General features: G+C 50.5%; 16 protein-coding genes. 11 read left to right on the top strand and 5 right to left on the bottom strand.

The window, feature by feature from the left end; genetic code table 11:
• From ABC831_RS04720 to ABC831_RS04695, 6 genes are all read left to right on the top strand, one after another.
• A complete protein-coding gene (locus ABC831_RS04720; protein WP_343247092.1) occupies positions 1 to 684 on the top strand; it encodes a VOC family protein in 684 nt (227 codons plus the stop codon).
• A 40-nt stretch (positions 685 to 724) separates the two neighbouring features.
• Positions 725 to 2,140 carry a 6-phospho-beta-glucosidase gene (locus ABC831_RS04715; protein WP_343247091.1) on the top strand — a complete coding sequence of 472 codons (1,416 nt, stop codon included), beginning with the start codon at positions 725 to 727 and terminating at the stop codon, positions 2,138 to 2,140.
• A gap of 15 nt (positions 2,141 to 2,155) precedes the next feature.
• Positions 2,156 to 3,670: a sugar ABC transporter ATP-binding protein gene (locus tag ABC831_RS04710; protein WP_343247090.1), complete on the top strand. Its 1,515-nt coding sequence runs from the start codon at positions 2,156 to 2,158 to the stop codon at positions 3,668 to 3,670.
• 15 nt (positions 3,671 to 3,685) lie between these two features.
• Positions 3,686 to 4,648 carry an ABC transporter permease gene (locus tag ABC831_RS04705; RefSeq protein WP_343247089.1) on the top strand — a complete coding sequence of 321 codons (963 nt, stop codon included), beginning with the start codon at positions 3,686 to 3,688 and terminating at the stop codon, positions 4,646 to 4,648.
• Positions 4,649 to 4,672: 24 nt separating this feature from the next.
• Complete coding sequence (locus tag ABC831_RS04700) at positions 4,673 to 5,857, top strand: sugar ABC transporter substrate-binding protein (protein ID WP_343247088.1); 1,185 nt, start codon at positions 4,673 to 4,675, stop codon at positions 5,855 to 5,857.
• Positions 5,858 to 5,937: 80 nt separating this feature from the next.
• Positions 5,938 to 6,909: an ABC transporter permease gene (locus ABC831_RS04695; RefSeq protein WP_343247087.1), complete on the top strand. Its 972-nt coding sequence runs from the start codon at positions 5,938 to 5,940 to the stop codon at positions 6,907 to 6,909.
• Between the two features lie 319 nt (positions 6,910 to 7,228).
• Here ABC831_RS04695 and ABC831_RS04690 read toward each other — a convergent pair whose 3' ends face one another.
• From ABC831_RS04690 to ABC831_RS04675, 4 genes are all read right to left on the bottom strand, one after another.
• Complete coding sequence (locus ABC831_RS04690) at positions 7,229 to 7,675, bottom strand: aspartate carbamoyltransferase regulatory subunit (protein WP_343247086.1); 447 nt, start codon at positions 7,673 to 7,675, stop codon at positions 7,229 to 7,231.
• Positions 7,676 to 7,679: 4 nt separating this feature from the next.
• Entirely contained in the window at positions 7,680 to 8,609 is a 930-nt protein-coding gene (pyrB, locus tag ABC831_RS04685) for an aspartate carbamoyltransferase (RefSeq protein WP_343247085.1), read from the bottom strand.
• Positions 8,606 to 9,157, bottom strand: coding sequence for a nitroreductase family protein (locus tag ABC831_RS04680; protein WP_343247084.1), 552 nt, complete (start codon positions 9,155 to 9,157; stop codon positions 8,606 to 8,608). Before ABC831_RS04680 ends, pyrB begins: the two co-directional genes overlap by 4 nt.
• 126 nt (positions 9,158 to 9,283) lie before the next feature.
• On the bottom strand, positions 9,284 to 9,814 hold the full coding sequence (locus ABC831_RS04675; RefSeq protein ID WP_343247083.1) for a dihydrofolate reductase family protein: 531 nt from the start codon (positions 9,812 to 9,814) through the stop codon (positions 9,284 to 9,286).
• A gap of 221 nt (positions 9,815 to 10,035) precedes the next feature.
• Here ABC831_RS04675 and ABC831_RS04670 point away from each other — a divergent pair, with 221 nt between their 5' ends.
• The gene (locus tag ABC831_RS04670) at positions 10,036 to 10,410 is read left to right on the top strand and encodes a PH domain-containing protein (RefSeq protein WP_343247082.1); all 375 of its coding nucleotides are present in this window, start codon (positions 10,036 to 10,038) and stop codon (positions 10,408 to 10,410) included.
• A 23-nt stretch (positions 10,411 to 10,433) separates the two neighbouring features.
• Here ABC831_RS04670 and ABC831_RS04665 read toward each other — a convergent pair whose 3' ends face one another.
• On the bottom strand, positions 10,434 to 10,826 hold the full coding sequence (locus ABC831_RS04665) for a putative ABC transporter permease (protein ID WP_343247081.1): 393 nt from the start codon (positions 10,824 to 10,826) through the stop codon (positions 10,434 to 10,436).
• Between the two features lie 167 nt (positions 10,827 to 10,993).
• Here ABC831_RS04665 and ABC831_RS04660 point away from each other — a divergent pair, with 167 nt between their 5' ends.
• From ABC831_RS04660 to folP, 4 genes are all read left to right on the top strand, one after another.
• Positions 10,994 to 12,295, top strand: coding sequence for a bifunctional folylpolyglutamate synthase/dihydrofolate synthase (locus tag ABC831_RS04660; RefSeq protein WP_343247080.1), 1,302 nt, complete (start codon positions 10,994 to 10,996; stop codon positions 12,293 to 12,295).
• On the top strand, positions 12,288 to 12,842 hold the full coding sequence (gene folE, locus ABC831_RS04655) for a GTP cyclohydrolase I FolE (protein ID WP_343247079.1): 555 nt from the start codon (positions 12,288 to 12,290) through the stop codon (positions 12,840 to 12,842). Before ABC831_RS04660 ends, folE begins: the two co-directional genes overlap by 8 nt.
• Before the next feature lie 91 nt (positions 12,843 to 12,933).
• Positions 12,934 to 13,434: an HD domain-containing protein gene (locus ABC831_RS04650; protein ID WP_343247078.1), complete on the top strand. Its 501-nt coding sequence runs from the start codon at positions 12,934 to 12,936 to the stop codon at positions 13,432 to 13,434.
• 55 nt (positions 13,435 to 13,489) lie between these two features.
• A complete protein-coding gene (folP, locus tag ABC831_RS04645) occupies positions 13,490 to 14,308 on the top strand; it encodes a dihydropteroate synthase (RefSeq protein ID WP_343247124.1) in 819 nt (272 codons plus the stop codon).
• Positions 14,309 to 14,342: the final 34 nt, after the last annotated feature.

The following is a 14,342-nucleotide window of genomic DNA, read 5'->3' as shown; positions in this document are numbered from 1 at the left end:
ATGAAGAAAATATATACCTGTTTTGCATGCGGTTTTCCCATTGCGTTTGAGGAGACGGAGGTCCCCGCACATTGCCCCGGCTGCGGCGCGCCCAGAAGCCAATTCCTGGAGGAGCCCTGGTGCGGCAGCATTGAGAAGAGAAGAATACATGTAGATCCGCCGGAAGTGGACCCGAACCGGGACCCCTTCGATATCTCCTTCCATCCGGCCAAGGATTTCGCTCCACAGAAAGGGGACGGACGCAACAGAAGATGGGTAATGGGCTATGAGGAAGGGCAGGCAGAGGAGATGCGTTCCTTCTATAGCGACCTCTTCGGATGGGACATGATCGACACGGAACACTCGGATGCGGAGAATCCTACCATGTACTGCGCTACCGGTCCTGGCACTTTGGACTGGGAGCCCAGGGTGGCGTCCTTCGGCTATGGTTTCCTGAAGCCAAATTCTAAGGACGGCGGGATCGCGCCCGCGCCTTCGTTTATCGTAGAGGTGAAGGATATCGAGGAGACCCTGAAGAAGGTTAAGGCGTTCGGAGGCAAAGTATTGCGGGAACGGTATACCGAAGAGGGAGAAGATTACGCGGTCATCCAGGATACGGAAGGAAACCAGCTGTATATCTGGGAGCAGAAGGATCTGGTGCCGGAATATTGCATCAATCCGGTGACCAGAACCGGCGCTCAATAATGCGGGGCTCTGTCGGGGATTGGCCTAAAAGAGGTGACATATGTTAAGAGATGATTTCCTGTGGGGAGGCGCCCTGGCAGCCCATCAGTTTGAAGGTGGCCTGCACGGGACTTCAAAGGGTTTGAGTGTGTCGGATGTGATGACATCCGGCACCGCGGACCGCCCCAGAAAGATTACGGAAGGCGTACGGGAAGGGGAATACTATCCCAACCATGAGGGTGTGGACTTTTACCATCATTATAAGGAAGATATAGCGCTGTTTGCACAGATGGGCTTCCGATGCTTCCGCACTTCTATCGCATGGACCAGGATCTTTCCAAACGGTGATGAAGAGGAGCCTAATGAGGAAGGGCTGGCCTTCTACGACCGGGTGTTTGACGAGCTGCTGCGGTACGGGATAGAGCCGGTGGTGACCCTGTCTCATTTCGAGATGCCCTACCACCTGGCGAAGGAATACGGAGGGTTCATGAACCGTAAGACCATAGACTTTTTCCTGAGGTTCGCAAAAGCCTGCTTTTGCAGATACCGGGGAAAGGTTACTTACTGGCTCACCTTTAACGAGATCAACAACCAGATGAACTATAAGGCGGACATATTTGGCTGGGTCAGCGCCGGGACCCGCTATACGGAGTATGAGAATCCGAAGCGCGCCATGTACCAGAGCGTTCATTATCAATTAGTGGCCAGCGCGTTGGCTGTAAAATTAGGCCATGAGATCGATCCGAAATTTCAGATTGGCAATATGATCGCCATGGTGCCGTATTACCCGCTGAACTCTAAGCCCGACAATCAGCTGCTCACCTTGAAGAAGATGCGTGAGAAATGGTTGTTCTGTGACGTCCAGTGCCGCGGGCATTATCCTGCTTACGCAAAAAAATTGTTTGCCGGCGAAAGCTTTCATCTGGATATTACAGAAAAGGACAGACAGGCGCTTGCCGGGGGAACTGTGGATTATATAGGATTTTCCTACTATATGTCCAATACGGTGGATATCGATGAGCCGGAGCAGGAGGGCGCCATGCTCTCCTCTGTGAAAAACCCATACGTTCCCGTAACCGACTGGGGCTGGACCATTGACTCCAAGGGACTGCGTTACGCATTGAACCTGCTTTATGAGCGGTATGAAAAGCCGCTGTTCATTGTAGAGAATGGCCTGGGAGCAGAGGATGTTAAGGAGCCGGATGGTTCCTGCCATGATTCTTACCGCGTCGAATATCTGAAGGCCCATATTCTGCAGATGAAGAAGGCTGTGGAGGAGGACGGCGTGGATGTGATGGGATATACGCCATGGGGATGTATGGACTGTGTTTCCTTTACAACCGGTGAAATGAAGAAACGTTACGGATTCATCTACGTGGACCGGGATAACTACGGAAATGGAACTATGGAAAGAAGCAGGAAGGATTCCTTCTACTGGTATCAGCGGGTTATCGCTTCCAACGGAGAGGACTTATAGAATGGGAAAGAAGGTGTGAATACAGTGGAGGGAAAGGTAGTCCTGAAGGCAGAAGGGCTGAACAAATCTTTTGGTCCCACCAAAGCGGTGGTGGACATGCATCTGGAGATCCGCGCCGGCGAGATTCATGGACTGATCGGAGAAAATGGAAGCGGCAAATCAACCGTCACTTCCATGATCGCAGGCTGCCTGAAGCCGGACAGCGGCGTCATGACTATGAATGGAAAGCCCCACGAGCCGAAAAGCATGCTGGAGGGCCGTGCCGGCGGGATCTGCATGCTGCTTCAGGAGAAGGGGACCATCAATCATCTGACTGTCTCAGAAAATATATATCTGGGTGAGGAAAACCAGTTCAGCAAAGGCGGTATCGTCAACCGCCGCAGGATGAACCAGGCGGCCAGGGAAGTGCTTAAGAGTATTGACCTGGGGCATGTGGAGCCGTCCCATCTGATTGATGAATTGAGCTTCGAGGACCGGAAGCTGGTGGAGGCTGGTATGGCCATGAAGGAGGAGCCCCAGATTCTCATTGTGGATGAAACGACCACGGCATTATCCCAAAAAGGGCGTGAGGTACTGTACCGCATCATGAGGCAGATGAAAGAAAAGGGCAGATCTGTGATCTTTATTTCCCATGACCTGGATGAACTGAAGCAGGTGTGTGACAGCGTGACGGTTATGCGTGACGGCGCTTATATCAACACTCTGACCGGCGGGGAGATAACTGTGGATGCCATGCGCCGACATATGATAGGCAGGGATTTCAGCGATGGCTATTACCGTGAAGATTATGAAGTTAACTATGATCATGACACCGTGATGCTGGAAGTGGAACATGTGAATCTGGGGAAGACACTTAAGAATGTATCCCTGCAGCTTCACAAGGGAGAGATACTGGGGATCGGAGGCCTGACCGACTGCGGTATGCATGAACTGTGCAGGGTGATCTACGGGCTTAAGAAGCCGGATTCCGGGGAAGTCAGACTCCCCCAAAAGAAGGTCATTATACACAATTCTACCCAGGCAGCGGCCAACGGCGTAGGATATGTTCCAAAGGACCGGGAGCTGGAGGGACTGATGATGGCGGCCAGCATCCGGGATAACATTAATCTGATGTCCATGGATAAAGTGAAGAAGGGATTCCTGATCACTCCCAGCGCTACCCGTAGACTGGCGGAGGAACAGGTCGATATACTCAGTATTAAAACCGGGGGTCTGGAGCTCCCTGTGTCCAGCTTAAGCGGCGGGAATAAGCAGAAGGTGTCCATCGCCAGATGCATGGCTGATGATGTGCAGATCTTTATCATGGACTGCCCCACCAGAGGGATTGACATCGGCGTCAAGGCAGCTATTTACCGCCTGATGGAACAGTTTAAGGCGGAAGGAAGGGCCATACTGATGATATCCGAGGAACTGCCGGAGCTGCTGGGGATGGCGGACAATCTGTTGATAATGAAAGACGGCGAGATCACGGCACACATCCGGCGAAGCCCCGAAGTATCGGAGCATGATGTCATCGTCAAGATGATATAAGGGAGGTGTGAGGTGATGAATGAAAAGAAAGAAGCAAAGAGAAAATGGCTGACCAAGGATTTGGTGAGAACCTATCTTCCCATATTGGCATTGGTATTCGTGGTCGCGCTGTTTGCCGTTCTAAGCGGGGGAACTACCCTGAAAATGACCAATATCAAGCAGATTATGCTTCAGTCCTGTACCTATATCGTGGCGGGCCTGGGCATCCTGTTTACCATGTCGCTGGGAAATATGGATATGTCTTTGGATGGAATTGTGTGTCTGGGGGGCTGCCTGGGGCTGCTGGCAGCGGAGAGCCTGGGAGCCTGGGTGGTATTCCCCATGATATTTCTGGTTACGATTCTCTGTGAAATGGCGATCGGAAGCCTGAATATCCTGCTGGGAATCAATAGTGTGATCGTATCCTTTGCCGTATCCTTCTTTGGAAAGGGCGTGGCGGGATATATTATCGGCAGCCGAACGAAGAGCTTAAGCCTGCCGGGCTCTCTGAGTTTTTTGTACAACCGGCCGCTTTATTTTGCAGTGACCATCGCGGCGATTATCGTGCTGTCTGTATTGTTTCATTATACAAAGCTGGGAAAACGGGCTATGGCCATAGGATCCAATGCCAGCGCGGCAAAGGCATCCGGTATTCACGTAGTAAAGTATAAGCTGCTGGCCTACCTGGTGGCAGGTGTCATGATGGGACTGGCGGTAACGCTGGTGGTTCTGCGGGCAGGATCCGCGGGAGCGACCTCCGGGTCCGGATTCCATGTGACGGTGCTGCTTATGATGGTGATCGGAGGAGCCTCCCTGACAGGCGGCACCAAAGAGAAGATTTACAGTGTAGTAGTGGGTGTATTACTATTTTTGTGCCTGGAGAACGGACTAACGGTTCTGGGCGTAGATCCGAATATGATCGGCCTGATCGAGGGAATCATCTTTCTGGGATCGGTGACCTTAACCTTCGACAGAGACGGTGTGCCATATATATTATGAATAGGGAAAAAGGAGAATAAGATTATGAAATCAAATGGTGTTAAGAAGATGCTGGCGCTGGGATTGACATTGGCAATGTCCATGACACTGCTGGCCGGCTGTGGAAATAACGGAGGCGGGTCGGCTGACAGCCAGAGTGGGGATGCAGCTGCGGGACCCGCAAAGGACGGCGGAAGCGGGGCAGAGGCATCAGATGCTCCGGCTGCGGCGGACAGTGATATCAGTATCGGTGTGGTGATCTGGTCTACGGATGACGGGCTGGGAGCGGACTCTAAGAACGCGCTGGACGCAGTGGCAGAGGATCTGGGCGTCAGCCTGGTTTACCGGACCGGCAGCTATGATGCAGAGTCCCAGACGACGGACTATGAGAATCTGCTGGCGGCTGGTGTCGATGGCATGCTTTGCTGTGTAATCAATGACACCTCCACGGATGATTTGCTGAAGATATGTGAGGAAGCAGGCATTCCGATGCAGATCTTCTTCCGCAATATCATTGACGAGGAAGCCTATCAATACTGCATGGCCAGCGACCAGTTCGCCGGATATATCTGTGAGGATGAGGGCGGCGCCGGTGTAGATATGGTGGATGAGCTGCTGGCCCAGGGCTGCACCACCTTCGGACTGCTGAACCGGGAAGCAGGCAACGGCGTGATCGACCGCCGTCAGGCCGGCGTAATGGAATATCTGGATGAAAAAGGACTGACCTACTATGTATCTACAAGCAGCAATACCGCAACGGCCACGGATATGGTGGACGCCACCGATCAGCTGCTGGCTGCGCATTCAGATATTAACGGACTGATCTGCTCCTCCGGTTCCAACGGAGCCATCGACGCTATTATAACCGACCTCCAGGGTTCCGATATCAAGCTTACCTCCTTCGATACACCCGTGGATATCCCTGGTTCCTTCGATGCCGGCAACCTGGTCATGCTGACCACCGGCGCTCAGATTGACCCGGTATACGCGCTGATCAACCTGTACTGCAAGATTACCGGCCAGCCAAAGTCTAGTACGCCTGCCGAGTATGGTTCCAACTATATATACATGAAGTCAGCGGAGGATGCGGCAACCTATGCGCAGTATTTCAGCGAATTTAATACCTACACTGCGGAAGAGGTGCAGGGTTTGGTAGAGATGGATCTGGACTCTTTCGTAGCCGAGATGGGCAATTACAGTCTGGAGATGGTAGCGGAGAAGATGAAATAAGTATCTGCCGGGCAGTTGTATGAGCAATATCTGCCGGGACCGCGAAAACACTGTGGTCCTGGCCAGAGGAGAAGATAGGTATGAGTAAAAAGATCGCCTATAAGGCAAAAAATATCCTGTTTGCAGTGGCAATTCCGCTTTTATTATATATGGTACTGCTGTTGGCGGCCCCGCAGGCCATGGGTGGCGCGCAAATCTTCGATATTCTTAGGCAGGCCATGCTGCCCGCGATTCTGGCATGGGGTGTGGCATTTGCCTGTCAACTGGGACTGTGGCATTTTGCGGCAGGTGCGAATGTGATTACGGGAATCATACTGGGTGCGGGAATCGCAAACCGGCTGGGAGGCGGGAATGCGCTGATCGCTGTCAGCATTATCCTGATTTGTACCCTGATCGGGCTCCTGTGCGGCCTTGTTTATGTGTGGATTAAAGTACCCTCTATCATCGCGACGGTGGGATGCATGCTGATTCTGGAGAGCGTATCCGCATTGGCCTGGGGCGGAGGAGGCGTTAGTGTGGACAAGTCCTATGGTGTATTTAATGGAAACGGTGTGGTGACCGTATGTACGGTGATCTGCTTTCTGACCGCTTATTTCGTCTATTCCAGAACTAAGTACGGTTTCAATCTGAAGGCCGTGTCCAGCAATATTAAAGTGGCGGAGCAGCAGGGGATCGACGTAAAGAAGGTGAAGGTGATGTCCTTCGTACTGGTCGGGCTTTTCAGCGGATTCTACGGTGTGCTGACCCTGGGCAGATCCTTTGTCCAGAATCCGACCACGAACATGGGCAGCATGGATATGGTATTCAACGCGATTATGTGCTTCTTCGTGGCAGCTGCTATCGAGAAAAGGGTAAACCTTATGGCAGGCGTCTTTATCGGTGCCGTGACCGTTCAGCTCATTAAGTTCGGTATAGTGGCCATAGGGATCTCGGGTCAGTTCAACAATGCGGCGGTGGCAATCGCCCTGTTGGTATTCTGTGCCATCAGCAGTGAGAGCGAGCCTATGATGAAGCTCCGCTCGAAGCTGCGGGCTCCCTTTAGCAGAAGCTAAGCTTAGAAAATAGAGAGAGTGTTCCATCAGGAAGAACACAGAATACATGTGAGCATATGAAACAAGAGGGATTCCTTTTTGATATAAGAGATATGAAACATAGATAGAGATATTGTATGGATAAAGAGCAGGAAGTAGAAACTTTATGATCCGTCATAGAGACTTACCCTAGAGGGGAGATTATCCCAAGGGATAGTTTGTGCCGGATAATGAAATTAGTTTCTGCTTCCTGTTCCGTTAGAAATTAAGGTTTCAGAGGTTGCTTGTTTTGTGCGAACCCATCCACGGACTTTCAGCAAGAGACGGCTTTACACCGGAACTACAGCCACTTCTTTTCCTGTCTCTTATCATATTTCTCTTCACAGTATTTACAGCGGTAGACTTCTTTTTCCGGGTCAGTCAGAACAAACACCTGATCCAGTTCCTGTTCGATCGAGGAAATACAGCGGGGATTGTTGCACTTGATTACATTGCGGATCTCGGTGGGCATTTCCAGCGCTTTTTTGGCCACGATCTCACTGTCCTTAATGATGTTGACCGTGATATTGTGATCGATAAAGCCCAGGATATCCAGATCCAGCATATCGATGGGGCATTCTACCTTGATGATATCTTTTTTTCCCATCAGTTCACTGCGGGCGTTCTTGATGATCGCTACACAGCAGTCCAGTTTGTCCAGATGCAGATAATGATATATGGCCATGCTCTTCCCGGCCTGAATATGATCCAGCACGAAGCCTTCCTGTATACGTCCTACATTTAACATCGGTTTATTCTCCTTCCTCTACGTGGATGTCCAACAGGGTCAGTATTAACGCCATTCTGGCGTATACACCGTACTGCACCTGCTTAAAATAAGAAGCGCGCGGGTCATCATCTACCTCTACCGAGATCTCGTTGACTCTGGGAAGGGGATGCAGGACCAGCATGTCCTCTCTGGCCAGGGCCATTTTTGCTTTGTCCAGGATGTAGAAATCTTTTAAGCGGACATAGTCCTCCTCATTGAAGAAACGTTCTTTCTGGACTCTGGTCATATAGAGGAGATCCAGTTCCGGCATGGCGTCTTCCAGGCGTTCCACCTCTTTGTATTCAATATGGTTATTATTTAACACATCCTCCCGGATATAACTGGGAATCCGCAGCTCGTCGGGAGAGATAAAGACAAATTTTACATTTTCATAACGGACCAGGGCATTGATCAGGGAATGAACGGTGCGGCCGAATTTCAGGTCGCCGCAAAGTCCGATGGTCAGGTTGCTTAACCGCCCCTTCAGGGAACGGATCGTGTGCAGGTCGGTCAGCGTCTGGGTCGGATGCTGATGGCCGCCGTCACCGGCGTTAATCACCGGGATGGAAGATTTCGTGGAGGCTACCATGGGTGCGCCTTCTTTTGGGTGACGCATGGCGCAGATATCCGCGTAGCAGGAGATCATGCGGATCGTATCGGATACGCTCTCCCCTTTGGCTGCGGAACTGGAACTGGCGGATGCGAAACCGATGACGTTACCGCCCAGATTCAGCATAGCTGTCTCGAAACTTAAACGGGTTCTGGTGCTGGGTTCGTAGAACAGGGTTGCGATTTTTTTACCGTCGCAGGCGTGGGCATATTTGGCCGGGTGCTTTTCAATGTCTGTGGCCAGATCTAACAGCTGATCTAATTCTTCCACTGAAAAATCCAAAGGGCTCATTAAGTGTCTCATTTGTTTTCCTCCTGTAGATATGTGAGTAATTGTTCTGTAGTTTTTCGTCTGGGCGCATCCGGGACCTCGCCTGGGTAACCGACCGCAATCAGAGCCGCCAGTTCCTGCGTATCCGGCAAATGAAGCAGCCGGCTGATTCCCCCGATGTCAAACACGCCCATAATGACGGTGCCAAGGCCTGCTTCGTGAGCGGCCAGACAGAATGTCTGGGCGGCGATTCCGGCATCAAACATCTGCCATTCCCCGTTTTTGGGCGTAGAAAAAGAACCGTCTCTTTCAAAACCGCTGCGGTTTTTCAAAAAGGTAAGCGCAATTAATAAAGGTGCGGAAGAAACAGTTCTGGAATTGAAAGCGGGTAAGTGGTCAGAAGCGATTGTCTGAAGAATCGACGAATCATCGATAGCGATGTATCGGGCGATTTGAGTGTTTTTCCAAGAGGGTGCATAGGATGCGATAGAAATAATATGTTCCAACAGAGAATGTTCGATTTTATCTGGTTTAAATTGCCTAATGCTTCGTCTGGTACGAATACAGTCGAACGTGTTCATGGGATCCTCCTTGTAACATTTCTTTATATCATATACTAAATGTTTCGGAATTTCAACACAATTATAGAGAAGTTTTTTAGGGGGTCGGCAGGGGCCGGCAGGCCGGCATACTCCTGCGCTGGTGATCTATCTTTGCTCATAGATGACATCTGTGATTCCATTATAGTTTTCGGATTTTATCAGCCTCAGATTTATTGTTTGATCCGTTTTTTGGAAAAGGCGGATGCCGTCCCCAATCAGTGCGGGGATGATGGAAATATGATAACGGTCGATCAGATTTTCGGATATAAGGGGATGGATTACGCTGGAGCCGCCGCAGATCCAGATTCCTTTTCCAGTTTTCCGACGCAGGGTTTGTATAAGGCCGCAGACATTTTCATTTACAAATTTTATATTATCTGTGGATGGAAGCTCTCTGTGGGTAAATACATAACTGATCTGGTCCGGGTAGAACCACTGGTCAGGGGATAGTTCGGTGGTAATTTGATGATAGGTGTTGTAACCCATAATAATGGTGTCGATATCTTTTATGAATTCCTGATAACTTACCATATCATCTGCTCCGGGATTTTGTCCCTGGAGCCAGTCTATATTGCCGGCGGGACCGGCGATGTAGCCGTCCAGACTCATAGCTATGAATAAAGTTGTTTTTCTCATGATTTCCTCCAGGGGCGCATGCACTGCGCCATAGATTCAGGGATGGGAGAGCGTCTTTTTGATCGACCTTTCCTCCAGGGGCGCATGCGCAATTTTTGTTATTATAACAAATTATTCTTGAATTATCACTATGGGGAAAGAACTTTTGTTAGTATTGCATTCACATTTCCTTTTGCGTATAATGTAGATAGTTCGACAAAGGGAAAAGCGGAGGAATGTGTATGGAATATAAGGAGAGGAAACGTGTCTTGTTTTTCGGACTGCCGTGGACCTTTACCAAATATATGGTGACGGAAGATCTGATTACGATTGACGAGGGTATCCTGAAAAAAGTGGAAAATGACTGTTATATGTATAAAGTACAGGATGTTACGCTGAACAACAGCCTTCTGGAGCGGCTCTTTGGGCTGGGAACAGTGGTCTGCCATACCGGCGATACGACACATCCGAAGCTGGAACTTGTACATATTAAGAACGCGAGGGAGATCAAGGATTATATACTGGTGGCTTCTGAGCAGGCGCGGCTGAAGCGCAGGACCATGAATATGCTGGATATCGGGGCTGGGGATGAATTCGATCTGCCCGATGACAGGTAGGACAACAAGGACGTGAAAGTCTGTCAGGATTTCACGTCCTTGCATAATACCTTTTCGTATAAAAGACCGGTTAAGAACCAGAGGGGCAGATAGTCCAGACGGACCAGCCCTTTATAATTGAGCTTCGCTTTGCTGTAATCCCATGGACAGAGGTTGTATTTTTTCAGGAAGCTTCCGGTGAAAAACTCTGTCAGGTATATGCATACGGTGTAGATGATACCCCGAAGCCAGATACTTTTGCTGCGGATGAGCCGGTAGATGGGGGCCAGCAAAGCGGCACTGCCGTAGATGGGGAACATCCAGATGGAAGTCCTGCCCATCAATTTTAATTCGCGGCGGCGGAAGGAATTGAACGCCGTCCAGAAGATTTCCATGCACCAGCCAATGGTGCCGCATATGATAAATTTGTGTTTCATAGGGAATAGTATGGACACAGAAAATGAGAATTATTCGGAAGTTAACAGGCAAAAAACGGTGCTGCAGAAAACAGGCCGCCTATCGGCAATCCGCTCTTCCATCAGCAGATATGACAGAAATTACCAGCCGGCTGTTTGCAGGGCATAAATAAAAGAAGGACCAGAAAATGAATTATAAGGAAACCAGAAAATATATACAGAAGATAAGTTCTTATGGCAGTGTGCTGGGACTTGAGAGTATCCGGGAGCTGTTAAGAAGAATGGGGAATCCGCAGGATCAGCTCAAATTTGTACATATTGCGGGTACGAACGGCAAGGGCTCTACGCTTGCTTTTTTATCTACGATACTTCTGGAGAGTGGCTACAGGGTCGGGAGATATCTTTCACCGACTGTTTTTAGTTATGAGGAAAGGTTCCAGGTGGACGGAGTCCAGATTTCCGAAGCGGATCTGGCTGCATGTATGACTGTTGCGGCAGAGGCGGCAGCTGAGATGGCCCTGGACGGATGGGATCATCCGACCGTATTTGAAGTGGAGACAGCGGTTGCTTTTGCCTATTTTTTGAAAAAGAAATGTGATATTGTGGTGCTGGAAACCGGTATGGGAGGAAGTACGGACGCCACGAACATCGTGACTACCACGAAGCTTTCGGTCATCACCTCCATCAGCATGGATCACGCCCAATGGCTTGGGAATACCCTGGAGGAGATCGCGCGCAAGAAGGCCGGAATAATGAAAGAGGGGATTCCTGTCGTATCGGCGGATCAGCAGGACGGTGTGCTGGAGGTATTACAGGAAGAGGCCGCGAACCGCGGGTGCCCGCTTACGAGAGTGGATATGCCGTCTGTGAAGATTGCGTATAGCAGTTATCATATACAGACGTTTCAATATAAGAAATATAAGGAACTCAGTATTTTTCTGCCGGGCCTTTATCAGATCCAGAATGCGGTGCTGGCAGTGGAAGCGGCGGAGGTTCTGAAGCAGCTGGGATACCGGATTTCGGACCGGCAGCTGAAAGCAGGGCTTATGAATACCCGGTGGCCGGGCCGCTTTACCGTGTTATCGGAGGAGCCGGTTGTGATCATGGATGGGGCTCATAACCCGGATGCGGTTCTTATTTTGAAAAAATCCCTGCAATACTATTTTACAAATGCGAAATTTATTTATATAATGGGAGTGTTTGCAGATAAAGAATATGAAAAAATGGCCGAAATCATTGCCCCCATGGCGGACAGAATCTTTACGGTGACGCCGCCGAATTCGGCTCGGGGTCTGCCCGCAGAGGATCTGGCGCAGGCGGTACGCAGGTACCAGCCGCGGACGGAAGCGGCGGGAAGCCTTGAGGAGGCTGTGGAACTGAGCATGAAGGCTGCGGGTGAAAATGATGTGATCGCAGCGTTTGGTTCCCTGTCTTATCTGGGAGAGCTGGCCGGTATTGTGAAGCGCAGGAAGGAAGAAATCCATGATTGATAAAGAAAAAGTAGAGGCTGCTGTTCGGCTGCTGTTGGAAGGGATCGGAGAGGACATTCACCGGGAAGGTCTGGTGGAGACCCCGGCCAGGATAGCCAGGATGTATGAGGAGATCTATGGCGGAATGGACGAGGACCCGGCGGTTCATTTGTCCAAGACCTTTCAGGTGGACAGCCACGAGATGGTACTGGAGAAAGATATCACGTTCTATTCCACCTGTGAGCATCACCTGATGCCGTTCTACGGAAAGGCGCATGTGGCTTACATTCCGGATGGCCGGGTCCTGGGACTTAGCAAGCTGGCCAGAACGGTTGAGACGTTTGCCAGACGCCTGCAGATCCAGGAACAGCTGACCGTGCAGATCGCGGATGCTCTGATGGAGCATCTGGCTCCTAAGGGAGTGATGGTTATGATCGAGGCAGAGCATATGTGCATGACCATGCGGGGGATTAAAAAACCAGGCAGCCGTACAGTATCGATAGCTTCCCGGGGAGTTTTCGAAGGGGATATGCAGCTGCAGAATACATTTTTCCAGATGATCAGGTAGCGGACCGGCAGCGGTATGATAGCGGCGGTACGTCCGTTATCCGGATGATCAGGCAGTGGTCATGCCCGGGTTATAAGTTATTGGAGGAAGCATGCAGTATATGAAAGATGTGGAGCGGGTTAACCAGGTTCTGGGACATCCGCGATTCCAGATATATAAGGAAGAAATAAAGAATTGGGAAGAGGACAGGCCGTTCTGCGGTCATGATGTCAGCCATCTGCTGGATGTTGCCCGGATCGCTTACATCCTGTCGCTGGAGGAAGCATGTGAGGTAAGTAAGGAATTTATCTACACAGCGGCCCTTCTGCATGACATCGGCAGACCGGAGCAGTATGCAGACGGAACGCCTCATCAACAGGCCAGCGTTAAAATCGCAGACGGGGTGCTTAAGGACTGTGGCTTTGACGCAGAAGAGGCCGCGGCGATATTGTCGGCCATCGGGAATCACCGGGACGCGGCCCGGGCGTCTAAGACACCTCTTGACTGGCTTATTTACAGGGCTGATAAGTTATCCAGAGGCTGCTATGTCTGTGATGTGGAGGAGATCTGTGACTGGGCGGACGCGAAAAAGAATCAGGTTCTTACCTATTAAAAGACAGATGGATTAAGTTTAGAATTTAGAAAAGACGGAAGGGAATAAAGTGATGATGAAAATCGGAAACCGTGAATTTGACATAAAAAATGAGACTTCTATCATGGGGATCCTGAATGTTACTCCGGATTCCTTTTCAGATGGGGGAAAATATAATTCGCTGGATGCAGCGCTGGTTCATGCGGAGCAGATGATTCAGGATGGTGCCGATATTCTGGACGTGGGCGGAGAGTCCACCCGTCCCGGATATGTACAAGGGCTGCCGGAGGATGAGGAAATTCGGCGTGTGATCCCGGTTATCCGGGCGATCAGACAGCGCTATGATATACCGATATCCGTGGATACCCATAAGAGCAGAGTGGCGCAGGCTGCTATAGAGGCGGGAGCAGACCTGATCAATGATATATGGGGACTTAAATATGACGATAAGATGGCAGATGTGATCGCAGCCAGCGGCGCGGCCTGTTGTCTGATGCATAACCGGAAGGAAGCGGTATATGATCATTTTCTGGAAGAAATGTGTGAGGATCTGCGTCAGTCCCTGAAGATCGCGGCCCGGGCGGGGATATCCGAACGGCAGATCATCCTGGACCCAGGAGTGGGATTCGGCAAGACCTATGAGCAGAATCTGGAAGTAATCCATCACCTGGAAATCCTGCATGCGCTGGGCTGCCCGATCCTCCTTGGCACTTCCCGCAAATCCGTAATCGGCCTGACCTTAGACCTGCCGGTGGATCAGCGGGTAGAAGGTACGCTGGTTACTACAGTGATGGCGGTTATGAAGGGCTGTGCGTTTATACGAGTGCATGATATCAAAGAAAATAAGCGGGCGGTGCAGATGGCCAGGGCGATACTGGCACAGGAAGGTTACTAAAGAAATAAAAAAGGGGACATGTCCAAACTGATCT

The organism is Diplocloster hominis (assembly GCF_032380655.1).
In the GTDB taxonomy this organism is placed as follows: Bacteria; Bacillota; Clostridia; order Lachnospirales; family Lachnospiraceae; genus Diplocloster; species Diplocloster hominis.
Note: the sequence above shows the minus strand (reverse complement) of the source record. Positions and strands in the feature narration are given on the sequence as shown.

Excerpts from the sequence above, each read along its gene's own strand:
- ABC831_RS04715 (WP_343247091.1), top strand. The coding sequence starts at position 725 with ATGTTAAGAGATGATTTCCTGTGGGGAGGCGCCCTGGCAGCCCATCAG.
- ABC831_RS04675 (WP_343247083.1), bottom strand. The coding sequence starts at position 9,814 with ATGAGAAAAACAACTTTATTCATAGCTATGAGTCTGGACGGCTACATC.
- folP (WP_343247124.1), top strand. The coding sequence starts at position 13,490 with ATGAAAATCGGAAACCGTGAATTTGACATAAAAAATGAGACTTCTATC.
- ABC831_RS04700 (WP_343247088.1), top strand. The coding sequence starts at position 4,673 with ATGAAATCAAATGGTGTTAAGAAGATGCTGGCGCTGGGATTGACATTG.
- ABC831_RS04665 (WP_343247081.1), bottom strand. The coding sequence starts at position 10,826 with ATGAAACACAAATTTATCATATGCGGCACCATTGGCTGGTGCATGGAA.
- ABC831_RS04660 (WP_343247080.1), top strand. The coding sequence starts at position 10,994 with ATGAATTATAAGGAAACCAGAAAATATATACAGAAGATAAGTTCTTAT.
- pyrB (WP_343247085.1), bottom strand. The coding sequence starts at position 8,609 with ATGAGACACTTAATGAGCCCTTTGGATTTTTCAGTGGAAGAATTAGAT.
- ABC831_RS04650 (WP_343247078.1), top strand. The coding sequence starts at position 12,934 with ATGCAGTATATGAAAGATGTGGAGCGGGTTAACCAGGTTCTGGGACAT.
- ABC831_RS04690 (WP_343247086.1), bottom strand. The coding sequence starts at position 7,675 with ATGTTAAATGTAGGACGTATACAGGAAGGCTTCGTGCTGGATCATATT.
- folE (WP_343247079.1), top strand. The coding sequence starts at position 12,288 with ATGATTGATAAAGAAAAAGTAGAGGCTGCTGTTCGGCTGCTGTTGGAA.
- ABC831_RS04720 (WP_343247092.1), top strand. The coding sequence starts at position 1 with ATGAAGAAAATATATACCTGTTTTGCATGCGGTTTTCCCATTGCGTTT.
- ABC831_RS04695 (WP_343247087.1), top strand. The coding sequence starts at position 5,938 with ATGAGTAAAAAGATCGCCTATAAGGCAAAAAATATCCTGTTTGCAGTG.
- ABC831_RS04670 (WP_343247082.1), top strand. The coding sequence starts at position 10,036 with ATGGAATATAAGGAGAGGAAACGTGTCTTGTTTTTCGGACTGCCGTGG.
- ABC831_RS04680 (WP_343247084.1), bottom strand. The coding sequence starts at position 9,157 with ATGAACACGTTCGACTGTATTCGTACCAGACGAAGCATTAGGCAATTT.
- ABC831_RS04705 (WP_343247089.1), top strand. The coding sequence starts at position 3,686 with ATGAATGAAAAGAAAGAAGCAAAGAGAAAATGGCTGACCAAGGATTTG.